Source organism: Pseudomonas sp. M20, assembly GCF_045037865.1.
GTDB lineage: Bacteria > Pseudomonadota > Gammaproteobacteria > Pseudomonadales > Pseudomonadaceae > Aquipseudomonas.
Genome location: NZ_CP173611.1, coordinates 2,279,563 through 2,302,788 on the forward strand (window position 1 = coordinate 2,279,563; position 23,226 = coordinate 2,302,788).

Sequence of the window (23,226 nt, forward strand, 5' to 3'; positions counted from 1 at the left end):
TGGCCCGAGTCAGCGTTGTGAAGAAGAGAGCGAAAGCTGTGCCGCTTTTTAAATGTTGTTTGGTTTCAGATGCTTGCAAAAATCAGCCGCGCAGCTGATACGCACACTGTTTCAGGATTGATACACGCGTGCGCGCGCCGACCTGTCTATTGGCTGAACAAAGCTCTGGAACGAGGGTTTGCGACGATGTGTTTCAACCGTGAAACAACGGCGATGACAAAACAGTGAACAGTGCTGAGACGGGCACTTTGCACCTCACGGAGTGTTTCAGGATTGGACACTTTGCCCCCAAAACAGGGGGAATCTTTGGGGAAACTGACCCGTTGGCCGGGTCACTCCGCCAGCAGTTGCTCGACGGCGGCAAAAGCCTGTCGTTGGCGTTCGGCCCAATTGCCCTGAATGATCAGAAAGCGCTGATGGTGGGTTTCCAGCCAGTTTTGCGTGGACTGGTAAAACGCCAGACGCTCGTCCAGATCCGGTTGGCAGCGCTGACCGTCATCGGTCCAGTCGATCTGTTCTGGCGAGAGTAAAAGGTGCAGGTCGTAATGCCGCCCCAACAATTCCGATTCCAGCCAGTCCGGGCAGTCGCCGAACAGCGTCTGACTCCACAGCATATTGCTCAGCAAATGGGTGTCGAGAATCAGCAGCGGCGGCTGTTGCGCCCGTGCCTGGTCTTCCCAATGCAGCTGACCGCGAGCGATTTCGGGGATGTCAGCCAGGCAGGTGTCACGGGGATTGAGTTCGATAAAGCGGCGCACGTACTCATCCACGCGCACACCGCCAAAGCGTTGTTGCAGGCCCGCCGCCAGCCAGCTCTTGCCGGTGGATTCGGGCCCAGTCAGGACCACGACCTTCATGTGCGCAACGCCGGATCGGCGCGCCATTCGCGAAAGCCTTGAATTGCCAGCAGGGTGAACAGAGCGTACAGCGCAGCGGTGAGGTACAGCCCTTTATAGATGAACAGGCCGACAAAAATCACATCGAGCACGAACCACAACGCCCAGCATTGCAGGCGTTTCTGCGCCATCCACAATTGCGCGACCAGGCTGAAACCGGTCAGCGCCGCATCCAGCCACGGTTGCGCGGCGTCGGTCCAATGGGCCATGGCCGCGCCGAGCAAGACACTGCCGACAGCGCCAACGCTGAGGCCGAGCAAAAGTGACCGATGATCGAGGCGAGTGACCTCGCGGCCGTCATGCATCGTCCCGGCGCGGGTCCATTGCCACCAGCCATAGACTTGCAGCGCGGCGTAAATCACTTGCAGCAACATGTCCGAGTACAACTTCACTTCAAAGAAGATCCAGCTGTAGAGCAACACCATGACCAGCCCGATCGGCCAGCACCACGGATTCTGTTTGACCGTCAGCCAGACGGCGATCACACCGAGGGCGGCGGCAAACAGTTCAAGCCCGGACATGGGGGTTCCTTGGGGAAATAAAAAGAAGGGGGCGGATTGTACCCAAAAACGTGTAGGAGTGAGCCTGCTCGCGATAGCGGTGTGTCAGCGAAATTTATAGTGGCTACACACCGCTATCGCGAGCAGGCTCACTCCTACAGGGGGGGGGTCTAGACGCGGAACTGGCGCAGCAGGGCGTTGAGTTGTTCGCTCAACTGGCCAAGTTTCAGGCTGGCCGCACTCGACTGCTCGGCCGCGATCGCCGTGCTGTGCGAGAGGCCAGCAGCCTGCGTCACGTTCTGATTGATGTCCTCGACTACGTGGGCCTGTTGCAACGTAGCGCTGGCAATCGAGGCATTCAGGCCGTTGAGATTGCGCAATGCCTGGCCAATGGCGTTCAGACTGGCGCCGGCCAGCCCGGCTTGCTCGATGGTCAATTGCGACGCCTTGCTACTGTCGCCGATCACCTTTACGGCGGCTTCGGAATGGTTCTGCAGGCGCTCGATCATCGACTGGATTTCCGCTGTCGACTTCTGCGTCCGCTGCGCCAGCAGGCGTACTTCATCGGCCACCACGGCAAACCCGCGACCTTGCTCACCGGCCCGCGCCGCTTCGATCGCGGCGTTGAGCGCGAGCAGGTTGGTCTGCTCGGCAATCGAGCGGATCACTTCCAGTACGCTGCCGATCTGCGTGCTTTCGGCAGCCAGGGTGCGAATCACTTCGACCGCTTGATCAATGGTCCCGGACAGCTTGTCGATCTGCTGCAAGCTGCCATCGATGTTGATCTGGCCCTGTTGCGCTTGCGCTTCGGCGTCACGCATTTCGGCGGCGGCGTGCTCGGCGTTCTTCGCCACATCTTGCACGCCGTAGGTCACTTCGTTGATCGCCGTGGCCACCAGTTCCATCTGTTGCGATTGCTGCTGGCTGCGTTGCTGGGCCTGCGACGCATCGTTGCCCAGTTCACTGGACGACTGGCCCAAAGCGCTGGCCGACACCTGCAAATCGCCGATCACCCGGCGCAGTTTGGCGGTAAAGGCGTTGAAGTGATGCGCAAGCTCGGTGACTTCATCCTTGCCGTGGGTATCGAGGCTGCGGGTCAGGTCGCTTTCACCGCTGGCAATGTTGGCCATGGCGTTCACGGTTTCCTGCAACGGGCGGACGATGCTGCGCGCGATCAGGATCACCAGCAGTGCCATGATCAGCGCAATCGCCAAGCCGATGACCGAAGCCTTGATCATTTGGCCCTGGAATTCGGCCTGGACGTCGTCGACGTAAACCCCGGAGCCGAGCACCCAGCCCCAAGGCTCGAACAGTTTGACGTAGGAGGTCTTGGCCACCGGCTCGCTGGCGCCCGGTTTCGGCCAACGGTAATCGACCATGCCGGCGCCTTTGGCCTTGGCGATGGCAACCATTTCGTTGAACACCGCAAAGCCGTCCGGATCGCGGATCGCCGAGAGGTTCTGGCCTTCCAGTTTGGGGTTGGTCGGGTGCATGACCATCACGGGCGTGAGATCGTTGATCCAGAAGTAATCGCTCTGGTCGTAGCGCAGACCACGAATGGCGGTGAGGGCCTGTTTCTGCGCGGCATCTTTTGTCAGCGTGCCGGCGGTTTCAAGGTCGTGGTAATAGGTCAGCAGGCCGCTGGCGGTCTGCACCACGTGTTGGGTTTTCTGGGCTTTGGCATGATAGAGATCGTCGTGGATCTGCTTGAGCATCAACACGCCCAAGGTCAGCAACATGACCACCGCCACAATCAAGATGAGCCACAAGCGTCGGCTGATCGACACACTGCGCAAGCTGTTCATAACGCTGTCACTCCGGATTCTTTTTCTTGTAATAAACGACCGCCAGCATCCAACCACGATTTCGTGAGCGGGCATACGCGACCCAAGTCGTATAACGCGGCAGCGCTATTAAGGCTTGTCTGTTAGGATTTCGGCCCCGCGCGTGAAAACCTGAATCCAAATTGATATTTCACGGAATTTTGACCGTTTCGTGTGGATCCTGTGCGCGCGGAATCGGTACAGCCATAACCAGCTACGCTGATCGCAGTGAACGCTAGAAAAATACTATCGGGGCATGCCGACGCGCATCGCTCTTTGGGGGATTGATGGATCTTTGGACGGCCTTGCAGGCACTGATACTAGGAGTTGTAGAAGGGCTGACGGAGTTTTTGCCCATTTCCAGTACCGGACACCAGATCATCGTTGCCGACTTGCTCGATTTCGGCGGCGAACGGGCCATGGCGTTCAATATCATCATCCAGCTCGGCGCGATCCTCGCGGTGGTCTGGGAGTTTCGACGCAAGATTCTTGATGTGGTCATCGGTTTGCCGACGCAGCCGAGCGCACGGCGTTTTACCGCCAACCTGCTGATCGCGTTTCTGCCCGCGGTGGTGTTGGGTGTGATCTTTGCCGACCTGATCCACGAATACCTGTTCAACCCGATCACCGTTGCGACAGCACTGGTGGTGGGCGGCATCATCATGTTGTGGGCGGAAAAGCGTCAGCATGAAGTGCACGCCGAAACGGTCGACGAGATCACCTGGAAAGATGCCTTGAAGGTCGGCTTCGCCCAGTGTCTGGCGATGATCCCCGGCACCTCGCGGTCCGGCTCGACGATTATTGGCGGGTTGCTGTTCGGTCTGTCGCGCAAGACCGCCACCGAGTTCTCGTTCTTCCTCGCGATGCCGACCATGGTGGGTGCGGCGGTTTACTCGGGCTACAAATACCGCGACCTGTTTGTGCCGGCGGACTTCCCAGTGTTTGCCATCGGTTTTGTCACGGCGTTCATCTTCGCCATGATCGCCGTGCGCGGTTTGCTCAAGTTCATCGCCAGCCACAGCTATGCGGCGTTCGCCTGGTATCGGATCGTGTTTGGCCTGGTGATTCTGGCGACGTGGCAGTTTGGCTGGATCGATTGGGCAGCGGCCAAACCATGAGTGATTCCCGCGCACGCCGGCCGGATGGTCGACCTTCGGGCGGCAACAATATCCAGCATCTGAAGCTGAAACTGCTGGTTCTGCTGATCGTCTGCGCGCTGCCGCTGTTCGGCTCTGTATCGATGTGGCTGCGCGGGATTTCGCTGGTGCCGTTGGCAGCCTATGGGGTTGTCAGCGTGCTGGCGTTCTTCATGTATTGGGCCGACAAGCGCAAGGCGCGCACCGATGCCTGGCGCACCCCGGAGAACATCCTGCATGCCGTGGAACTGGCCGGCGGCTGGCCGGGCGCGTTGATTGCCCAGCAGGTGTTCCGGCACAAGACGCGCAAGGTCTCGTTTCAGATCCTGTTCTGGGTGATTGTCGTGTTGCACCAAGTGTTCTGGATCGACCAGCTGTTTCTCGGCTCGAATCTGCTGACACTGTTCTGAATACACCGCAATTCCCTATGTAGGAGTGAGCCTGCTCGCGATAGCGGAGTGTCAGTTGGAATTTCTTTGACTGACACTCCGCTATCGCGAGCAGGCTCACTCCTACAGGGATTGGGGTTAGAGCAATAATCCCACCTGGGTTTTCTTTGGCAACTTGCCCACCACCAACTGATGCGAACGCTGCAACAACCCGCGCAATTCCTCGGCACCCAGCGGGTAGGGCGGGTGCATGATGATCCACTGCGCCCGCGCCAGATATGGCGCCGGGTGAATGCCGGGGCGGTCGCAATGGCCGAGAAACAGATCCTTGTCGACCTTGAATGCCAACGAATCCCCACGGAGCCCCTGCAAGGCAAACATCTTGTTGCCGGCAATCGAAAACACCCGCACACCACCCCACTTGTAATCTTCCCGAGCGCCCGGCAGTTCCAGGCAGAACGCCGCGACGTCGGTTTCACTCATTTTTCCCTTGCTCATAACAACCGCTCCCCACAGGCATTGAACGACTCGACCAGATGATCAATCCACGCGCGCACCGCCGGCATGACCCCGCGTCGATGCGGATACACCGCTTGCAGCCAGCCGCCGGGCAGTGACCACTCCGGCAGCATCTGCACCAGCGTGCCGTTCTCCAGCTCCGCCTCGCAAAACATCATCGGCAACAGGGTAAAACCCTGGCCGGCCAGAACGCAGGCCTTGCGCACAATAAAGTCATCGATGCCCAGGCGCGCCTCCATGTTCAACTCAAAGCTTTCACCCTGTTGATCAAGCAAGCGCACATGCACCATGCGATCGGCCTCCAGCGCACCCAGCACCGGCAGGTTCTTCAGGTCTTGCGGGTGGTTGACCGTGTGGCCCTGCAAAAACGCCGGACTGGCCACCACGACCATTTGCGCCTGACGCAAGCGCCGGGTGACCAGCAACGGATCCTCATCTCCGTGTTCACGCACACGCAGCGCGACGTCAAAACCTTCGCCGACCAGATCGACCCTGCGATTGAGCAGGACGACTTCCAGTTGCACCTGCGGGAATTTACCGAGAAATTCGCTGATCACCCACGGCAGCATCTCATGCGCCAAACCGGTCGGGCATGACACCCGCAAACGTCCACGCGGCTCACTGGACATGCTGGCGACCGCTTCATCGGCCATTTCCGCTTCCAGCAACATTGCCTGACAGTGACGCAGATAACGTTCGCCAACCGCGGTGAGATTGAGTTGCCGGGTGGTGCGTTGCAGCAAACGCGCGCCAAGGCGCTCTTCCAGTTCGGCAATACGCCGCGACAGCCGTGACTTGGGAATGCCCAACAAACGCCCGGCCGCGGCAAAACCGCCGGCCTCGACAACTTTGGCGAAGTAGTAGAGATCGTTGAGGTCTTGCATAGGGAAATCCAACTGTTCTATCAGTGGGACAAACTATCGCATTTCAGGCGGCTAATCATCCATTGGTTTCTTGCGTAGGATTGTCTCCATTCCGTCGCCACCGGCGATTCATTCCAGGAGATTCCACATGAAACTGCTGCATATCGATTCGAGCATTCTGGGCGACAACTCGGCCTCCCGTCAGTTGAGCGGCGAAGTCGTCAAAGCCTGGCAGGCCGCCGATCCAAGCGCCGTGGTGACCTACCGTGACCTGGCCGCCGATGCCATCAGCCACTTCTCGTCGACCACGCTGGTCGCCGCCGGTACCACCGCTGAACTGCGCAATGCCGCACAACAGCACGAAGCCGAACTGAGCGCTTCAACTTTGGCCGAATTCATCGCTGCCGACGCCGTCGTCATCGCCGCACCGATGTACAACTTCACTGTGCCGACCCAACTGAAAGCGTGGATCGATCGCGTTGCAGTTGCCGGTCAGACCTTCCGTTACACCGAAGCCGGCCCTGAAGGCCTGTGCGGTGGCAAGAAAGTGGTGATCGTTTCCACCTCGGGTGGCATCCACGCTGGCCAGGCCAGCGGCATCGCTCACGAAGAGTATCTGAAGCTGGTGCTGGGCTTCCTCGGCATCACCGACATCGAAATCGTCCGTGCCGAAGGCCTGGCGTATGGCGACGAAGTGCGCAACAACGCCATGACTGCTGCTCAAGCGAAGATCAGCGAGCAACTGTTCGCCGCTGCGTAAGGCTTGCGTAAAGAACAGCTGTTGTTCAGGTAATACTCAAAAAACTCTGTATTCTGGTTCCGCAAGGGGCGAATACGGAGTTTTTTGTTTCTGGCTGTTACATAATCTGGCCCGGGTTATGCAGTCACACAATCAGCGTCTGAGTGCATTGTCGTACCGAAATACCGAATCCCCGGCGTTTCAGGCCCGCAACGCAACGGAACTTTCGATTGAGTCACAACAGGGTGGAGCATCCCATGATGCGTCTTTGTGCAACGTTACTGATTTGCCTGCTTGGCAGCTTTAACACAGTGCACGCTGCGCCTGGGCGACACCCGGTGTGGAGCGTCGGCTACCACGAGATGACCTTCCTCGATCCGCTGGACCTGCAACCGATGCGCGCCATCGCCTTCTATCCTTCCAGCGACCGCGAACACATGAGTCTGCTCGAGGGTTACTCCGTCGAGGCTGGCGAAGACACCAAAGTTGCCATCGGCCGCTTTCCGATGCTGATGCTTTCCCACGGCAACACCGGCACGCCGCTGGCGCTGCACGATCTCGCGACCTCGCTGGCACGCAAAGGCTTTGTGGTGGTGGCGGTGATTCATCCCGGCGACAACTCCAAAGACCACAGCCGACTCGGCACCCTGAGCAATCTCTACGGGCGGCCGATCCAGATTTCCGAAGCCATCACCGCAACCCTGGGCGACCGTATGCTCGCGCCGTATGTCAACGCGGATCAGGTCGGGGTGATCGGTTATTCAGCGGGCGGCGAGACGGCGTTGATCCTGTCGGGCGCGCAACCGGATCTCGATCGTCTGCGTCGTTATTGTCAGGAGCGTCCGGATGATCGTGATGCCTGCAATACGCAAGGTGAGCTGATCGTTGATCGCGATGACCTGCAACCGGTGGCCGATCCGCGTGTTCACGCTTTGCTGTTAATGGCGCCGCTGAGCCTCAAGTTCGGTCGTCACACCCTGGCTGACGTGCATGTGCCGGTGCTGCTCTACAGCGGTGATGGCGACAAACTGGTGGCCTTCGACAAAAACGCGGCAGCGCTGGCGCGCAAACTGCCGACCGCGCCGGATTTCAAATTACTGGCCGGGGCAGGGCACTTCGTCTTTATGGCACCGTGTAATGAAGAGCAGATTCGCGCCATGCCGGCGTTGTGTACCGATGCGGATGGCGTGGATCGCGAGGATATTCACCGCAATCTGATCTCCGAAGCCGGACGGTTTTTCTCCCATGCCTTGGGCAAACCGACCCGGGCGGGCATGCAAACCGCGGATCAATAACCCCGCAAATCCCCTGTAGGAGTGAGCCTGCTCGCGATAGCGGTGTGTCAGTCGACATTTCCTTTTCTGATACACCGCTATCGCGAGCAGGCTCACTCCTACAGGGGATCGCGGCGAACTTCAGGAAATCGCCCGGCGCTGGAGCAGTAACGTCAGCCCCAGCCCGATCACCGACAACAGCGCCGCACTGAAGAATATCCACGAATAGCCCAGATTCAGCGCCACCGCGCCCATTAGCGGCCCGGCAATCGCCAGCGCCAGATCGAAGAACACCGCATAAGCGCCCAGCCCGGACCCGCGACTGGAACTGGGCACCTGTTTGATCGCCTCGACACCCAGCGCCGGATAGACCAGCGACAGGCCAAACCCCGCCAGCCCTGCGCCGATCAAAGCGAATGCGGTGGAGGGGGCCAGCCACAACATCACCAGGCCCACGGTTTCGATGGTCATGCAGGCGATCGCCGATTTGAAGCCGCCGAAGCGACTGATCGCCGAGATAAACATCAGCCGTGACAGGATGAAGCACACGCCGAACACGGTCAGGCAGTACGCCGCGCCGGTCCAGCCACGGTTCAGGTAATACAAGGTGATGAACGTGGTCAGCGTGCCGTAGCCGATCGAGGCCAGGGTCAGGCTGGCGCCATACGGGGCGATTCGCCCGAACACCGCCCAGAACGGCAGCCGTTCGCCGCGTATCACCGGCACCGACGGCTTGTTGCGAATCAGCAGCAGTGCACCCGTTGCCAGAACTGACAAGGCGATGCCGAGGCTGGTGAAGCCGTATTCGGCGACCATCACCACCCCTAATGGCGCACCAATGGCAATCGCGCCATAGGAAGCGATGCCGTTCCAGCCAATCGATTTTGCGGTGTGTTCGACGCCGACCTGGCCCATGCACCAACTGATGGTGCCGACGCCGATCAGCCCTTGTGCGATGCCGAGCAGCAAGCGGCCGATAATCAGAATGATCAGGCTGGTCAGCGCAAAGTCCTGTAGCAGCGTAGATACCAGCGTCAGCAAGCCGCTGAGGACAATCCCCCACAAACCATAAATGATCGCCCGCTTAGTCCCGATCGTATCCGACATACGCCCGGCCATTGGCCGGCTGAGCAGGGTGGCCAGGTACTGCGAGCCGATCACCAGCCCGGCAACCACCGCGCTGAAACCCAGTTGTTCATGCACATAACCGGGCAACACCGCGATCGGCAGACCGATGCAGAGGAAGGCAATAAAGGTGTAGAACACGATGGAGACGATCTGCAGGGTGATCGCCATGGAGCTTTTTGGTGGCAGTTGCTGCGCAGACATGAGGACTCGTTCGCGGGCGGCGGTGGGAGAGTTCGCATCATGGCTTGGGTGTCAGATAAAAGAAAGCAGGCTAACTATTTTCCTGAAGATTGATGGTGCTGCTGATGGCCCCTTCGCGAGCAGGCTCGCTCCCACAGGGGAATGCATTCCAAAGGTGGGAGCGAGCCTGCTCGCGAAGGTAGCCGCACCAGCGAATCACGGTGCTTGGAATGCAAAAAGCCCCGTCACATGGACAGGGCTTTAGCTTGAAGCTAGCAGCTCAACACTTGAAGCCGCTTTTAGAACACTACACCTTGGCTACGCAGGTAGTCATCGTAAGTGCCGCTGAAGTCGGTCACGCCGTCCGGGCTCAGCTCGATGATGCGCGTGGCCAGGGACGATACGAACTCACGGTCGTGGCTGACGAAGATCAGCGTGCCCGGGTAGTTTTCCAGCGCCAGGTTCAGTGCCTCGATCGATTCCATGTCCAAGTGGTTGGTCGGTTCGTCCATGATCAGCACGTTCGGCTTTTGCAGGATCAGCTTGCCGAACAGCATGCGACCTTGCTCACCACCGGAAATCACTTTGACCGACTTGAGGATCTCGTCGTTGGAGAACAGCATGCGGCCCAACGTGCCGCGAATCATCTGCTCGCCCTGAGTCCACTGACCCATCCAGTCGAACAGGGTGACGTCGTCTTCGAAGTCGTGCGCGTGGTCCTGGGCGTAGTAGCCCAGTTCCGCGGCGTCGGTCCACTTGATGCTGCCGGCGTCCGGGGTCAGTTCGTTGACCAGGGTGCGCAGCAGGGTGGTTTTGCCGATACCGTTCGGGCCGATGATCGCCACGCGCTCGCCGGCTTCGACCTGAAAGCTGAAGTCTTTGAACAGTGGTTTGCCGTCGAAGCCTTTGGCCATTTTTTCGACGATGACCGCCTGGCGGTGCAGCTTTTTGTTCTGGTCAAAGCGGATGAACGGGCTCACGCGGCTCGAAGGCTTGACCTCGGCCAGCTGGATCTTGTCGATCGCCTTGGCGCGGGAGGTGGCCTGCTTGGCTTTCGAGGCGTTGGCCGAGAAGCGGCTGACGAACGATTGCAGCTCGGAAATCTGCGCTTTCTTCTTGGCGTTGTCCGACAGCAGTTGCTCGCGGGACTGGGTCGCCACGGTCATGTACTCGTCGTAGTTGCCCGGGAACAGACGCAGCTCGCCGTAATCCAGGTCAGCCATGTGCGTGCACACGCTGTTCAGGAAGTGACGGTCGTGAGAGATGATGATCATCAGGCTGTTGCGCTGGGTCAGCACGTTTTCCAGCCAGCGGATGGTGTTGATGTCCAGGTGGTTGGTCGGTTCGTCGAGCAACAGCACTTCCGGATCGGAGAACAGCGCCTGCGCCAGCAATACGCGCAGTTTCCAGCCCGGGGAAACTTCGCTCATCGGGCCGAAGTGCTGCTCGATGCCGATACCCAGACCCAGCAACAGCTCACCGGCGCGGGATTCGGCGGTGTAGCCGTCCATCTCGGCGAATTCGGTTTCCAGCTCGGCGACGGCCATGCCGTCTTCTTCGCTCATTTCCGGCAGCGAGTAGATGCGATCGCGCTCGGCCTTGACCTTCCACAGCTCTTCATGACCCATGATCACCGTATCGATCACGGTGAATTCTTCGTAAGCGAACTGGTCCTGGCGCAATTTACCCAGACGCACGTTCGGCTCGAGCATGACCTGACCGCCGGACGGATCGAGGTCACCGCCGAGGATTTTCATGAAGGTCGACTTGCCGCAACCGTTGGCGCCGATCAGGCCGTAGCGGTTGCCCGCGCCGAATTTGACCGAAACGTTTTCGAAGAGCGGCTTGGCGCCGAACTGCATCGTGATGTTAGCTGTAGAAATCAAGAGTTATTCCTGCGAAGCATTCTTAAAAAGCGAGGGTGCGGCTGGAGCGCTTGGCCCGAGTCAAAGTGCGCTGAAGCGGGAAAGTCCCGTCATCAACCAAGGGGGGCGCGTAAAGTTTGGCGGCGATTGTACTGGTCTGGCTCTTTAAACGATAGGGCGATCACGCCACGATCGCCGATTGGCATGATCGCGGGACAGTTTTTCACAGTTGAAGATTCACTATCGGTTACAAACTGTGGCTAAAATGCCACCTTTCACCGAGCGTCCGGTTACGGCGCGGGCCAAGGACGTGCCATTTGTATTCAGACCACTGCATAAGACGTTGAGCCTCAGGCCGCACGGCGCGCAGTTTGTTCACTTCTGACATGTGACGATTTCCGTGAAACTCATCATTGCTGCTATTTATGTCATTTCCATTGCATACGTTCATTTGCGTGGGCGCGTGCGCCACAAGCTTGGTCGACAACTGAGTGACCATTCGACGTTTCTCGCGCCGATCAACTGCTTCCTTTATCTGTTCTCGAAAAAGCCGAACAAGCCTTATCTCGACCCGGCCGAGTTCCCTGATCTGAGCCCGTTGCAGGCGCACTGGGAAGAAATCCGCGAAGAAGGGCAGAATTTGCTGCGTGCCGGCGAGATCAAGCGTTCCAACCAGTACGACGATGTCGGTTTCAACTCGTTCTTCAAAAGCGGCTGGAAGCGTTTTTATCTGAAGTGGTACGGCGAGAGCCATCCGTCGGCGATGAAGCTGTGTCCGCGCACCACCGAGTTGGTGCAGAGCATCGGTTCGATCAAGGCCGCGATGTTTGCCGAGCTGCCACCGGGTTCGAAGCTGGTGCGTCACCGCGACCCGTATGCCGGTTCCTATCGCTATCACCTGGGCCTGGACACGCCGAACGATGCCGGCTGTTATATCAACGTCGACGGTGAGAGCTACCACTGGCGTGACGGCGAAGCGGTGATGTTCGACGAGACCTTTATCCATTACGCCGAAAACACCACCGACAAGAACCGCATCATCCTGTTCTGCGACATTGAACGACCGATGAAGTACCGCTGGGCGGCGGCGTTCAACAGCTGGTTCAGCCGTACCGTCATGTCGGCGGCAGGAGCGCCGAATGATGCTGGTGATCGGACCGGTGGCATCAACCGCTTGTTTACCCGGATCTACAAGATTCGTCTGCGTGGTAAAGAGCTGAAAAAGCGTAACCGTAAGCGCTATTACATGGAAAAGTGGGCGATCTTCGGTGGTTTGCTGGCGATCTTCATTCTGATCTGATCAATGTGGTGAATTAACTTACGCCTTCGCGAGCAAGCTCGCTCCCACAATGGAATTGGGTGAATGCGCATTTAGCACTCGACTCAGAACCCTGTGGGAGCGAGCTTGCTCGCGAAGACTCTCTCAAATACAACCTGTCAGTTGCCTGACGATCCTTGGATTGTCATTCTCCGGAGGCCTTCTTGGTCCTCTTGGCTGGCGCTGCCTTGGTCGCGGCTTTCGCTTTCGGTTTAGCCGCCGCTTTCCCGCCCAGACTGCGTTTAAGCAGCTCGGTCAAGTCGATCACATCAGCAGTTTTGCGCTCTTCCTCGCCACCCACCGTTTCAACATCCTCGATTTTGCCTTCATGGGCCTTTTTCTCGACCAGGGCCATGATCTTGTCTTCGAACTCATCCTTGTAGTCTTCGGGTTTCCAGTCCGCGCTCATGTCCTGCACCAGCCGTTTGGCCATGTCCAGTTCACCCTTGGCCAACTGCGGCTTGGTCACTTCGCTGCCCAGTTCCAGCTCGTCGAGGCCACGTACCTCCTGCGGCCAACGCAGTTTCACCAGCACCAGCGCCGACTCCAGTGGCATCAACGCAGCCAGGTATTGGCGCGTATGCAGCACTACGCGGGCGAGGGCGACTTTATTGGTTTTGCTCAGGGTTTCGCGCAGTAGCGCGTAGACCTTGCCACCGCGTTTGTCGGGTGCCAGGTAGTAGGGCGTGTCGATGTTTTGCAGGGGAATCTGTTCGGCGTCGACAAAGGAAAAGATGTCGATGGTCTGCGTTGAAACAGGGTGCGCCGAGCGGATTTCCTCTTCGCTGAGCAACACATAGCGGCCTTTTTCATAAGCAACACCTTTGACGATATTCTCCTTGGTGACTTCCTTGCCGGTAACCTTGTTGACCCGTTTATAACCCACTGGGTCCATGCTGCGGCTGTCGAGCCAATCGAAATCCACACCCTGCGACGAGGTCGCCGAGACCAGTGCGACAGGGATGTGAACCAGTCCGAAACTGATCGCGCCTTTCCAGATTGCCCGAGCCATGGTGAGTTCTCCGAGTGATGATCGGATGACCTGCGGCTGTGACTGAAAGTTTCCCCGGAATGCGCGGGTTTCCAGGGACTCGGTCAAGCCGTGTTACATGTTGTTTAAGGCATGCGGGTTAACAAATCCGAACCCTGAGCGTAGCGTGGACTCGAAGGCTCTATCCCTGGCCCATCGAGAGGCAGCGTCATGAACCGAATTCTGCTTGGCATCGTCGTCCTGACCCTCAGTGGCGGTCTGGTTCATGCCGACGTCCTGTTGGCGCAAAGCCCTACCGGCAACAGCAACAACCCCTACAACAGCCCGATACGCCGGGCTAACCCCAACAGCATGCAGGGCACCCAGCCCAGCGCTCCACCCATTCGGGGGCCGAACACTGTGCCGACGCCACGTCAGTCTACGGTCGAGAACCGAGGCATCGGCAACGGCCAGCCGATCCGCTCGGTGCCGAGCTCGCCGCCCACATTTATCCCCAATCCACCTTCGCGCAGCGGAGGCAGCAACCGTTGAGCGGCAGGACTGAGCTTCTGTCGACCCTTCAAGCGAACAAAAGGAATCGTGCATGTTGCGTAAAACCCTTCTAGCCACACTGTGTGCCGGTGCGCTGCTCGGTGCACCGGCCTTTGCCGCCGCCCCCAAAGAGCTGCAAAGCGAACAGGGCACCCTCGAAGTCACGACCATCACCGCTGGCCTTGAGCATCCGTGGGCGCTGGCGTTTCTGCCGGATCGCCAAGGCATGCTGGTCACCGAACGTCCGGGCAATCTGCGCGTGGTCGCGGCCGACGGCAAACTATCGGCGCCGATTTCCGGTGTGCCGCAGGTCTGGGCCAAGGGGCAGGGCGGTTTGCTGGATGTCGCGTTGTCGCCGGATTTCAAACAGGATCGGCTGGTCTATCTGTCCTATGCCGAAGGGGGTGGGGTCGGCGACAAGGCGGGCACCGCCGTCGGGCGTGGGCGGCTCTCGGATGACTTGAAGACACTGAAGGATTTCAAAGTGATCTTCCGTCAGGAACCGAAGCTTTCGGTTGGCAACCATTTCGGCTCGCGGCTGGTGTTTGATCGCGACGGTTATTTGTTCATTACTCTGGGCGAAAACAACGACCGGCCGACCGCACAGGATCTCGACAAGCTGCAAGGCAAGGTTGCGCGTATCTACCCGGACGGCAAGGTGCCGGATGACAACCCCTTTGTCGGTCAGTCTGGCGTACGGCCGGAGATCTGGGCCTACGGCCTGCGTAACCCGCAGGGCGCGGCACTCAATCCTTGGACAGGCACGTTGTGGGAAAACGAACACGGCCCGCGCGGTGGCGATGAGGTCAACATCATCGAACGCGGCAAGAACTACGGCTGGCCGCTGGCGACCCACGGCATCAATTACTCGATGCAGCCGATCCCGGAAGCCCAGGGTAAAACGGCCGAAGGCACCGTTGCACCGCACCATGTCTGGGAGAAGTCGCCGGGCGTCACCGGTATGGCGTTTTACGATGCCGATCGCTTTAAACCGTGGCAACACAATGCGTTTGTCGGTGCACTGGTGACTCAGGAACTGATTCGTTTGCAGTTCGATGGCGACAAGGTCGTGCATGAAGAGCGCTTGTTGGGCGAACTCAAGCAGCGGATTCGTGATGTGCGGCAAGGGCCGGATGGTTACTTGTACGTGCTGACGGATGAAGAGAACGGCTCGCTGTACAAGATCGGTCTGAAGCCCGCACCTTGACGGGTATTCCCCTGTAGGAGCTGTCGAGTGCAACGAGGCTGCGATCTTTTGATCTTGATTCTCAGAATCAAGATCAAAAGATCGCAGCCTTTGGCAGCTCCTGCATGTGGACGCTTACGTTTCGCGGGAATACAGCACCACCGCCGCACGCAGTTTGCCCCGGCCAAACCGGCACATTTTCTCGAATTCGCCATGGCTGACCGGCACATGCTGGCAATCCATTGGCTGTCGATGCTGGCTATGGTCGACATCCGGGTCGTGCAGGTAAACGAAATCTTCGTCGCAGTCGGTCACGATTACCCAGTGCGGCGACTTGGATCGCGTCAGTCGATAGCTGCTGATCAACAACAGCGGCTGTCCACCGGCATCCAGCAGTCGCGGCAGGTCCAGAGACGCACCGATCAAACACTCAACATCGGTCTCCTGCAATTGCCCCGTGAACTCTTCGTGTACCAGGCGCATGACGTCTTTTTTATGCGCATCCCGCACACCGTCGAGAAACAATGGCCCGGCCAGGCTTAGTTGCAAACCCACCTTGTAGCCTCGACGCCACGCCGCCAACGCCAATCCCTGCGGGCTGCACCCGCCATGGCCGGAGGTCATGAACACCGTGGTCGCTTCCCGCCAGATCTGCAGTTCTTCTCCACGCTCCAGTAAACGTTCCGATTGCAGAGCACCCATGGCCATCAGCAGGCACGCCGGGCCACAGGTGAAATCAGTGGTTTGTCGGTAGTAGGGCACTTTGATGCTGCGCGAATCACGATGCTGGACGATGCGTTTCTCCAGGCGCAGCGCATCGGCGTGGTCTTCGTAGTAATCGTGAATCAGCGCAAAACGCCGGTAGCCACTACGTTCGTACAGCGCGATGGCCGCAGGATTGTCGGTGCGTACCTCCAGACGCAGGTACGCACAGTCGTGCTCCAGCGCCATCGCTTCAATGCGTTGCAGCAGTTGCTTGCTCAGGCCCGTGCCTCGCGCCTCAACCGCGATCGCGATGGAATACAGCCGCGCGAGCGAAGTACCGCGATGAAACAACACCAACGCATAACCCAGCAGTTGGCCGTCGCACTCGGCCACCAGCAACTGCCCGTGAGCACGAGTGATCATCCATTGAAAACTGCGACTGGTGAGCCGGTCCGTGGTGAAACATTGCTTTTCCAGTGCCAGCAGCGCCGGCAAGTCTTCAACTATCGCCAAACGAAAAACAGCCTTCATATGACCACCGTAAAAGTTGCGTAACGAAACGAGACTTTCGAAAAACTTCGTGCTTAATAGAAAAGGTCTTGTTCTCCAACGGATCAATCTCTATGTCAGCGGTACAGGGTCATTGGCGCGAAGTATCCGAGCAAAGTTTGCCGGCGGCAACTTATTTAAGTTCGGCGGTTAAGGCATCCAGTCAAGTGTTGATAATTGTCGAGCGCAAGGAAGACTGGGCCTCCTATTTTCCCAGTGAAGACATCCTGACGGCGCAGGAATATCTCGAGCACAGCTGCGACAGCGAGCCGGGCAAGCGCGTGCAGGTGATCAATCTGTGCCGCAGCTACAAGTACCTTGGCCATGGCTATTACTGCTCGCTGCTGGCCGAAGCCCGCGGGCATAAGGTGATTCCTTCGGTGCGTACCATTAGCGAGCTGACGAAAAAATCACTTTACGGCCTGGCGCTGGACGATCTCGATAAAACCCTGGAGAAAGCCCTCAGTCATCATCTCTACAGTGATACCGAAGGCTTTACTCTGACCCTGTATTTTGGCCGAACACATATCGAGCCATTACAGGATCTGGCCCGGCAGTTGTTTGAAGTATTTCCCTGTCCGATCCTGTTAGTTGAGTTTCGCCGAACTAACGGCTGGCACATCGAAGGTATAAAGTCCGGCGCCTTGCACAAGTTGCGCGATGATCAGGAAGATCAGTTCGCCAATGCGCTGGACGGTTTCAGTCGCAAAGTCTGGCGAGTGCCGCGCTCGCCGCAAGTGGCGCGCTACGACTTGGCGATACTGCACGATCCGCAGGAGGCGTTACCGCCATCCAACGCCAAGGCACTGGCGAATTTTGTCCGGGTCGGCAAGGGCATGGGTATCGATGTTGAACTGATTGAACGAAAGGATTATGCGCGCCTGGCCGAGTACGACGGCTTGCTGATCCGCGAGACCACCAGCGTCGACAACCACACTTATCGCTTCGCCAAGAAGGCCGAGAGCGAAGGTCTGGTGGTAATGGACGACCCGACATCGATTCTGCGCTGCACCAACAAGGTCTACCTGACCGATCTGCTCAACAGTCATCAACTGGGCATGCCCGCCACCGAAATTCTCTACAAGGAACGACCCGAGGACTTCGAGCGCGTGGGCGAGCGCCTCGGCTTTCCGCTGGTATTGAAAATCCCCGACGGTTGTTTTTCCCGTGGCGTGATCAAGGTCGAAAGCCAGCAGGCTTTGCTCGAAGCCACCGCCGAACTGTTCGAACACTCGGTGTTGCTGCTGGCTCAGGAGTTTTTCTACACCGAATACGACTGGCGCATCGGCGTACTCAACCGCAAACCGATCTTCGCCTGCCAATACTTCATGTCCAAGGGCCACTGGCAAATCTATAACCACAAGGCCAAAGGTCAGGATGTCAACGGCGAATGCCGGACCATGGCGATCCACGAGGCGCCGCGTGCGGTGGTGGAGTTAGCGGTGAAGACCGCCAATCTGATCGGCGACGGCCTCTACGGTGTCGATCTGAAGCAGGCCGGCGACAAGGTGGTGGTAATCGAAGTCAACGACAACCCCAACCTCGACGCCGGTATTGAAGACGCTTATTTGCACGACGATCTGTATTCACTGGTGCTGGAAGAATTCGTGCGTCGTCTGGAACTCAAGCGTCGCGGTCAGGCCTGGTGAGGCGCCGATGATCAACAGCTTCGCACTGAGCCACGGCGCCTTGCAGCGGGTCGAGCGACTGGACGCCGAGGTCATGCTGTTCAGCAACCCGGATGCCGCCGAGCGCGACTTGCTGCACAGTCATTTCAAGGTCGACGAGCATGCACTGGCGTCAGCGCTGGACCCGGACGAGGTGTCACGCATCGAGTTCCATCCGGACCATCTGTTCCTGATCTGGAAGCGCCCGGAAAACTATTCCGGCGGTGGCAGTCTGGCGTTTGAAGTGTCGTCGTGCGGATTGCTGTTCGCCCCGGGACAACTACTGGTGATCGCCACCGACGACACGCCGCTGCTCGGCCTCGGTACCCGCCAGCCGCTGAATACGCCGCTGGATGTCTTGCTCGACCTGCTGTTCAACAACATCCACCACTACCTCGGGCACCTGAAGGTGATCAAACTGGTCGCCCGCGAGCTGCAGCAGAAATTCAATGCATCGATGCAGAACCAGCACTTGGTGCAGATGTTCAACCTCAGCGAAAGCCTGATCTATTACATCAACGCGCTGCACAGCAACGGCGCGGTCCTTACACGCTTGCGTAATCATGCCGAGAAGCAGCATTTCGGCAGTGAGGCGATCGGCCTGATCGACGACCTGATCATCGAAAACAACCAGTGCTATAAGCAGGCGGAAATCTACTCCACAGTATTTTCCGGGCTGATCGATGCGCGTGGCAATCTGATGAACAACAGCATGAACAACCTCCTGCGCAAGCTGACGTTGATCAACGTGGTGTTTCTGCCGTTGAACCTGATTGCCAGTATTGGCGGGATGTCGGAGTTCAGCATGATGACGGCGGGGACGCCGTGGTGGGTTTCCTATCCGCTGTTTCTGGCGGCGATGTTGTTGGGGGCGGGGGGGATGTTGTTTGGGCTGCGGCGTTTGGCCAGATGATTTGTAGTGCCTGATCGGACGCTTTCGCGAGCAGGCTCGCTCCCACATTTTGAAATGCATTCCCCCCTGTGGGAGCGAGCCTGCTCGCGAAGAGGTCAGTACAGGCAAAGTAAAACTCAGGACAGTCCCGCATTTGGCCGAACCGCCACTGTGATGCCTTGTTATAGTTCGGGCCTCATTTTCAGCCCGGTAAAGGATCACTGCCATGACTCAATACTCCGCCTTCAGCGTCGAACTGGCCGATAACATCGCCCATGTGCAGATCAATCGCCCGGAAAAGATCAATTCGATGAACGCGGCGTTCTGGAGCGAGATCGTCGAGATCTTCCAGTGGATCGACGACACCGACGAAGTGCGCGTGGTTGTGCTCAGTGGCAACGGTAAGCACTTTTCCTCGGGCATCGACCTGATGATGCTCGCCGGCGTGGCCAATGAATTGGGCAAGGACGTTGGCCGCAATGCGCGCCTGCTGCGGCGCAAGATCCTCACCCTGCAAGCCTCGTTCAACGCCGTCGACAACTGCCGCAAACCGGTCATCGCGGCCATTCAAGGTTATTGCCTGGGTGGCGCCATCGATCTGATCGCCGCGTGCGATATGCGCTACGCCGCTGAAGACGCGCAATTCTCGATCAAGGAAATCGATATCGGCATGGCCGCCGATGTTGGCACTTTGCAACGGTTGCCACGGCTCATCGGTGACGGCATGCTGCGTGAACTGGCTTACACCGGTCGCACTTTCGGCGCTGACGAGGCGCGCAGCATTGGCCTGGTCAACCGCGTCTACAGCGACAAGGACGCGCTGCTCGAAGGCGTGTTGGACATCGCTCGCGAGATCGCTTCGAAATCGCCGATCGCGGTTACCGGCACCAAGGAAATGATCAGCTACATGCGCGACCATCGCATCGACGACGGTCTCGAATACGTTGCCACCTGGAACGCCGCCATGTTGCAATCCACTGACTTGCGCGTGGCCATGGCCGCCCATATGAGCAAACAGAAACCCGAATTTCTGGACTGAGAAACCATGACATCTCGCTGGACCACTGCAGTACTGGACACCGATCAACCCGGCGGCTGGGCCGTGGCGCGCAGCCCGGAAGGCTTTTTGTTCGATGACAACGGCGCGCTGTTCCCTCGGGAATGGCTCAAGCGTCAGGACCTGTCAGTTCTCGCCGAGCACGGCATTGGCCATCTCGATGGCGAGCCGGTGTACCTGTTGGAGTTGCGCAGTGCCGGTGAGGTGCCGGGTTGCAACTGGAAAGGCCTGCGGGCGTTCATGCTCGATGGCGAGCACACGATCTACAAAGTGCTCGGTTACGCCGCGCAGATCGGCACTTGGGCTCGCGAACACCGCTTCTGCGGCAACTGCGGGCAGGCGATGACGCAGGTGCCGCGCGAGCGGGCGATGTATTGCCAGCCGTGCGACCTGCGCAGTTATCCGCGGATTTCACCGAGCATGATCGTGCTGATCACTCGGGGCGACGAGATTCTGTTGGCGCGCTCGCCGCGATTCGTCACCGGGGTCTACAGCACGCTGGCCGGATTCGCCGAGCCGGGTGAGTCGGCCGAGGATTGCCTGATTCGGGAAGTGCGTGAAGAAGTGCAGATCGAGGTGAAGAACATTCAGTATCTGGGCAGCCAGTGCTGGCCGTTCCCGCACTCGATGATGCTCGGCTTCCATGCCGAATACGCCGGTGGCGAGATTGTCTGTCAGGAAGACGAGATCGAAGACGCCCAGTGGTTCAACGTGCACGATCTGCCGCTGTTGCCGGCGTCCAAGTCGATTGCCCGTTACTTGATCGATGTCTACGTGGCGCGGCGCTTAGGCCACGCTGAACCAGTGCTGCCAGGCTAGGCGCACGGTCAAACCCAGTACCACGGTGATGAACACCGGGCGAATGAATTTGGCGCCACCGCTGATCGCGGTGCGCGCGCCAAAGAACGCGCCGACCATCACCGACAGGCCCATGCTCAGACCGATGATCCAGTCCACCTGCCCGGAAAACACGAACACCGACAGCGCCGCAATGTTGCTGACGAAGTTCATGCTGCGCGCCACACCGCTGGCCTTGACCAAGTCGATCGGGTAGAGCAGCAGGCTGCTCACCGTCCAGAATGCGCCCGTGCCGGGACCGGCCACGCCGTCATAGAAACCGAGGCTGAAGCCTTGGGTCGATTGCCATTTCTTCTTGATCGGAGCGTCGCTGTCCAGCGGCGCTTTTGGCGTACCGCCGAACAACAGGTACAGACCGCAAGCGAAGACGATTACCGGAAGCATCTTGTTCAGCCATTCTGCTGGCAGGTAATGAGCGACGACAGCGCCAGTCAGTGCGCCGATCAAAGTGCCGACAATCGCATGCGTCCACTGCCTTGGGTGGAACAGCTTGCGGCGGTAGAAGGTGAAACTGGCGGTGGCCGAACCGAAGGTCGAACTCAACTTGTTGGTGCCCAACACCAGATGCGGTGGCAGGCCAGCGGTCAACAGCGCAGGGGTGGTCAACAGACCGCCACCGCCGGCGATGGCGTCGATGAAACCGGCAATGAAAGCGACAAGGGCCAGAATGGCCAGGGTGGTGAGGTCAACGCTGAGTTCGAAAGGCATGGAATCGGCTTATTCGGCAGGGCGCAGATTTGGCTGCGGGGAGGGCGGTCATGTTACCTGTATCCAACTGTTGCGGCGACCCGTCTGACGCCTTCGCGAGCAGGCTCGCTCTCACATTTTGAAATGCATTCCACCCTGTGGGAGCGAGCCTGCTCGCGAAGGCGGCTTTCCAGCCACTGCAAAATCTACTGTTGCCCACTCAACATCCAGCCAACAAATCTCTCCTCTACAAAACATCTATTCAACGCCGAACACCAATAAAACCAGGCATTTCAACCCTGGCACGCTTGCTGCTCTACCACTCCCATCTCCGCAAATGTCCCGAGGACACGCCAATGAGTCAGCAAGCCGTGAAATTTGCCTACTGGGTGCCGAACGTCAGCGGTGGGCTGGTGGTCAGCAAGATTGAACAACGCACCGACTGGGGCATCGACTACAACCGCAAACTGGCGCAGATCGCTGAAGCGGCCGGGTTCGAATACGCGCTGACGCAGATCCGCTTCACCGCCGGTTATGGTGCGGAGTTCCAGCACGAGTCCGTCGCATTCAGCCACGCCTTGCTCGCGGCCACCAGCAAACTCAAAGTGATCGCGGCGATCCTGCCCGGTCCTTGGCAACCAGCGCTGGCGGCCAAACAACTGGCGACGATCGATCAACTCACCAACGGCCGCATCGCGGTGAACATCGTCAGTGGCTGGTTCAAGGGCGAATTCCAGGCCATCGGCGAGCATTGGCTGGAGCACGACGAGCGTTATCGTCGTTCCGAAGAGTTCATCCGCTCACTGCGAGGCGTGTGGAGTGAGGACAACTTCACCTTTCGCGGCGACTTCTACCGCTTCGACAATTACAGTCTGAAACCGAAGCCGCTGGGCCGTCCGGAGATCTTTCAGGGCGGCAGTTCCCGTGCGGCGCGAGACATGGCGGCGCGGGTTTCGGACTGGTATTTCACCAATGGCAACAGCGTTGAAGGGATCAAGGCACAGGTTGACGATATTCGTCAGAAAGCGGCGGCGAATAATCATTCGGTGAAAGTTGGCGTCAACGCTTTTGTCATCGCCCGTGATACCGAAGAAGAGGCGCGGGCGGTACTTGCGCAGATCATCGATCAGGCGGATCCGGAAGCGGTAAACGCCTTTGGCGATGCGGCGAAACAAGCGGGCCGGGCATCGCCGGAGGGTGAGGGCAACTGGGCGAAATCGACGTTCGAGGATCTGGTGCAGTACAACGATGGCTTCAAGACCAATCTGATTGGTACGCCGCTGCAGATTGCCGAGCGGATTGTCGCGTTGAAGGCGGTGGGGGTGGATCTGGTGCTGGCTGGGTTTCTGCACTTTCAGGAAGAGGTGGAATATTTCGGGCGGCGGGTGTTGCCGCTGGTGCGCGAACTGGAGGCCGAGAAGACCGCCGCTGTCGCCTGAACCCCACAAATCCCCTGTAGGAGCTGCCGAAGGC

22 protein-coding genes are annotated in these 23,226 nt (G+C 58.7%); 12 read left to right on the plus strand and 10 right to left on the minus strand.

The genetic code is table 11. The features are described from left to right. Positions 1–332: 332 nt before the first annotated feature. The 3 genes from ACI514_RS10205 to ACI514_RS10215 all read right to left on the minus strand — a co-directional run bounded on the left by ACI514_RS10205 (position 333) and on the right by ACI514_RS10215 (position 3,201). Positions 333–857 carry an AAA family ATPase gene (locus ACI514_RS10205; RefSeq protein WP_160057975.1) on the minus strand — a complete coding sequence of 175 codons (525 nt, stop codon included), beginning with the start codon at positions 855–857 and terminating at the stop codon, positions 333–335. Beyond that, complete coding sequence (gene pnuC, locus ACI514_RS10210) at positions 854–1,417, minus strand: nicotinamide riboside transporter PnuC (RefSeq protein ID WP_160057974.1); 564 nt, start codon at positions 1,415–1,417, stop codon at positions 854–856. Before pnuC ends, ACI514_RS10205 begins: the two co-directional genes overlap by 4 nt. Positions 1,418–1,566: 149 nt before the next feature. Next, a complete protein-coding gene (locus ACI514_RS10215; RefSeq protein ID WP_160057973.1) occupies positions 1,567–3,201 on the minus strand; it encodes a methyl-accepting chemotaxis protein in 1,635 nt (544 codons plus the stop codon). Between the two features lie 305 nt (positions 3,202–3,506). Here ACI514_RS10215 and ACI514_RS10220 point away from each other — a divergent pair, with 305 nt between their 5' ends. Together ACI514_RS10220 and ACI514_RS10225 are read left to right on the plus strand one after the other, a co-directional pair. Then, positions 3,507–4,337 carry an undecaprenyl-diphosphate phosphatase gene (locus tag ACI514_RS10220; protein WP_160057972.1) on the plus strand — a complete coding sequence of 277 codons (831 nt, stop codon included), beginning with the start codon at positions 3,507–3,509 and terminating at the stop codon, positions 4,335–4,337. Next, complete coding sequence (locus ACI514_RS10225) at positions 4,334–4,765, plus strand: DUF1294 domain-containing protein (RefSeq protein ID WP_160057971.1); 432 nt, start codon at positions 4,334–4,336, stop codon at positions 4,763–4,765. Before ACI514_RS10220 ends, ACI514_RS10225 begins: the two co-directional genes overlap by 4 nt. Before the next feature lie 117 nt (positions 4,766–4,882). Here the strand turns inward: ACI514_RS10225 and ACI514_RS10230 are convergent, their stop codons facing one another. Together ACI514_RS10230 and ACI514_RS10235 are read right to left on the minus strand one after the other, a co-directional pair. Continuing rightward, positions 4,883–5,242, minus strand: coding sequence for an MmcQ/YjbR family DNA-binding protein (locus tag ACI514_RS10230; protein WP_160057970.1), 360 nt, complete (start codon positions 5,240–5,242; stop codon positions 4,883–4,885). Continuing rightward, positions 5,239–6,147 (minus strand): LysR substrate-binding domain-containing protein, encoded by a 909-nt coding sequence (locus ACI514_RS10235; protein ID WP_405123709.1) that lies wholly within the window; start codon positions 6,145–6,147, stop codon positions 5,239–5,241. Before ACI514_RS10235 ends, ACI514_RS10230 begins: the two co-directional genes overlap by 4 nt. A gap of 127 nt (positions 6,148–6,274) precedes the next feature. Between ACI514_RS10235 and ACI514_RS10240 the strand changes: the two genes are divergently transcribed. Together ACI514_RS10240 and ACI514_RS10245 are read left to right on the plus strand one after the other, a co-directional pair. Beyond that, positions 6,275–6,886, plus strand: a complete 612-nt coding sequence (locus ACI514_RS10240) for an FMN-dependent NADH-azoreductase (protein WP_160057968.1) — start codon at positions 6,275–6,277, stop codon at positions 6,884–6,886. A 236-nt stretch (positions 6,887–7,122) separates the two neighbouring features. Next, positions 7,123–8,160: an alpha/beta hydrolase family protein gene (locus ACI514_RS10245; protein ID WP_368969216.1), complete on the plus strand. Its 1,038-nt coding sequence runs from the start codon at positions 7,123–7,125 to the stop codon at positions 8,158–8,160. Positions 8,161–8,280: 120 nt separating this feature from the next. On the opposite strand, the gene ACI514_RS10250 is transcribed toward ACI514_RS10245, so the two are convergent. Together ACI514_RS10250 and ACI514_RS10255 are read right to left on the minus strand one after the other, a co-directional pair. Beyond that, on the minus strand, positions 8,281–9,468 hold the full coding sequence (locus ACI514_RS10250) for an MFS transporter (protein WP_405123710.1): 1,188 nt from the start codon (positions 9,466–9,468) through the stop codon (positions 8,281–8,283). Positions 9,469–9,746: 278 nt separating this feature from the next. Continuing rightward, positions 9,747–11,333, minus strand: a complete 1,587-nt coding sequence (locus ACI514_RS10255; protein ID WP_007914779.1) for an ABC-F family ATPase — start codon at positions 11,331–11,333, stop codon at positions 9,747–9,749. A 379-nt stretch (positions 11,334–11,712) separates the two neighbouring features. On the opposite strand from ACI514_RS10255, the gene lpxO reads away from it, so the two are divergent. After that, positions 11,713–12,612, plus strand: coding sequence for a lipid A hydroxylase LpxO (lpxO, locus tag ACI514_RS10260; protein WP_405123711.1), 900 nt, complete (start codon positions 11,713–11,715; stop codon positions 12,610–12,612). 163 nt (positions 12,613–12,775) lie between these two features. Here lpxO and ACI514_RS10265 read toward each other — a convergent pair whose 3' ends face one another. Next, positions 12,776–13,642: a Ku protein gene (locus ACI514_RS10265; RefSeq protein ID WP_405123712.1), complete on the minus strand. Its 867-nt coding sequence runs from the start codon at positions 13,640–13,642 to the stop codon at positions 12,776–12,778. 189 nt (positions 13,643–13,831) lie between these two features. On the opposite strand from ACI514_RS10265, the gene ACI514_RS10270 reads away from it, so the two are divergent. Together ACI514_RS10270 and ACI514_RS10275 are read left to right on the plus strand one after the other, a co-directional pair. Beyond that, positions 13,832–14,152, plus strand: a complete 321-nt coding sequence (locus ACI514_RS10270) for a hypothetical protein (protein ID WP_405123713.1) — start codon at positions 13,832–13,834, stop codon at positions 14,150–14,152. A gap of 52 nt (positions 14,153–14,204) precedes the next feature. Next, on the plus strand, positions 14,205–15,359 hold the full coding sequence (locus ACI514_RS10275) for a PQQ-dependent sugar dehydrogenase (RefSeq protein ID WP_405123714.1): 1,155 nt from the start codon (positions 14,205–14,207) through the stop codon (positions 15,357–15,359). 114 nt (positions 15,360–15,473) lie between these two features. Here ACI514_RS10275 and ACI514_RS10280 read toward each other — a convergent pair whose 3' ends face one another. Continuing rightward, complete coding sequence (locus ACI514_RS10280) at positions 15,474–16,574, minus strand: peptidase C39 family protein (protein ID WP_160057962.1); 1,101 nt, start codon at positions 16,572–16,574, stop codon at positions 15,474–15,476. Between the two features lie 92 nt (positions 16,575–16,666). On the opposite strand from ACI514_RS10280, the gene ACI514_RS10285 reads away from it, so the two are divergent. The 4 genes from ACI514_RS10285 (at position 16,667) to nudC (ending at position 21,027) form a co-directional block, all read left to right on the plus strand. Next, complete coding sequence (locus tag ACI514_RS10285) at positions 16,667–18,241, plus strand: RimK family protein (RefSeq protein WP_405123715.1); 1,575 nt, start codon at positions 16,667–16,669, stop codon at positions 18,239–18,241. 7 nt (positions 18,242–18,248) lie between these two features. Then, positions 18,249–19,172: a magnesium transporter CorA family protein gene (locus ACI514_RS10290; RefSeq protein ID WP_405123716.1), complete on the plus strand. Its 924-nt coding sequence runs from the start codon at positions 18,249–18,251 to the stop codon at positions 19,170–19,172. A gap of 205 nt (positions 19,173–19,377) precedes the next feature. Further along, positions 19,378–20,190 carry a crotonase/enoyl-CoA hydratase family protein gene (locus ACI514_RS10295; protein WP_405123717.1) on the plus strand — a complete coding sequence of 271 codons (813 nt, stop codon included), beginning with the start codon at positions 19,378–19,380 and terminating at the stop codon, positions 20,188–20,190. A gap of 6 nt (positions 20,191–20,196) precedes the next feature. Next, entirely contained in the window at positions 20,197–21,027 is an 831-nt protein-coding gene (nudC, locus tag ACI514_RS10300; protein WP_405123718.1) for an NAD(+) diphosphatase, read from the plus strand. Here nudC and ACI514_RS10305 read toward each other — a convergent pair. Beyond that, positions 20,995–21,774 (minus strand): TSUP family transporter, encoded by a 780-nt coding sequence (locus tag ACI514_RS10305; protein ID WP_077572779.1) that lies wholly within the window; start codon positions 21,772–21,774, stop codon positions 20,995–20,997. The two genes, nudC and ACI514_RS10305, sit on opposite strands and share 33 nt — an antisense overlap. A gap of 335 nt (positions 21,775–22,109) precedes the next feature. On the opposite strand from ACI514_RS10305, the gene sfnG reads away from it, so the two are divergent. Then, positions 22,110–23,192, plus strand: coding sequence for a dimethylsulfone monooxygenase SfnG (gene sfnG / locus ACI514_RS10310; protein ID WP_405123719.1), 1,083 nt, complete (start codon positions 22,110–22,112; stop codon positions 23,190–23,192). Positions 23,193–23,226: the final 34 nt, after the last annotated feature.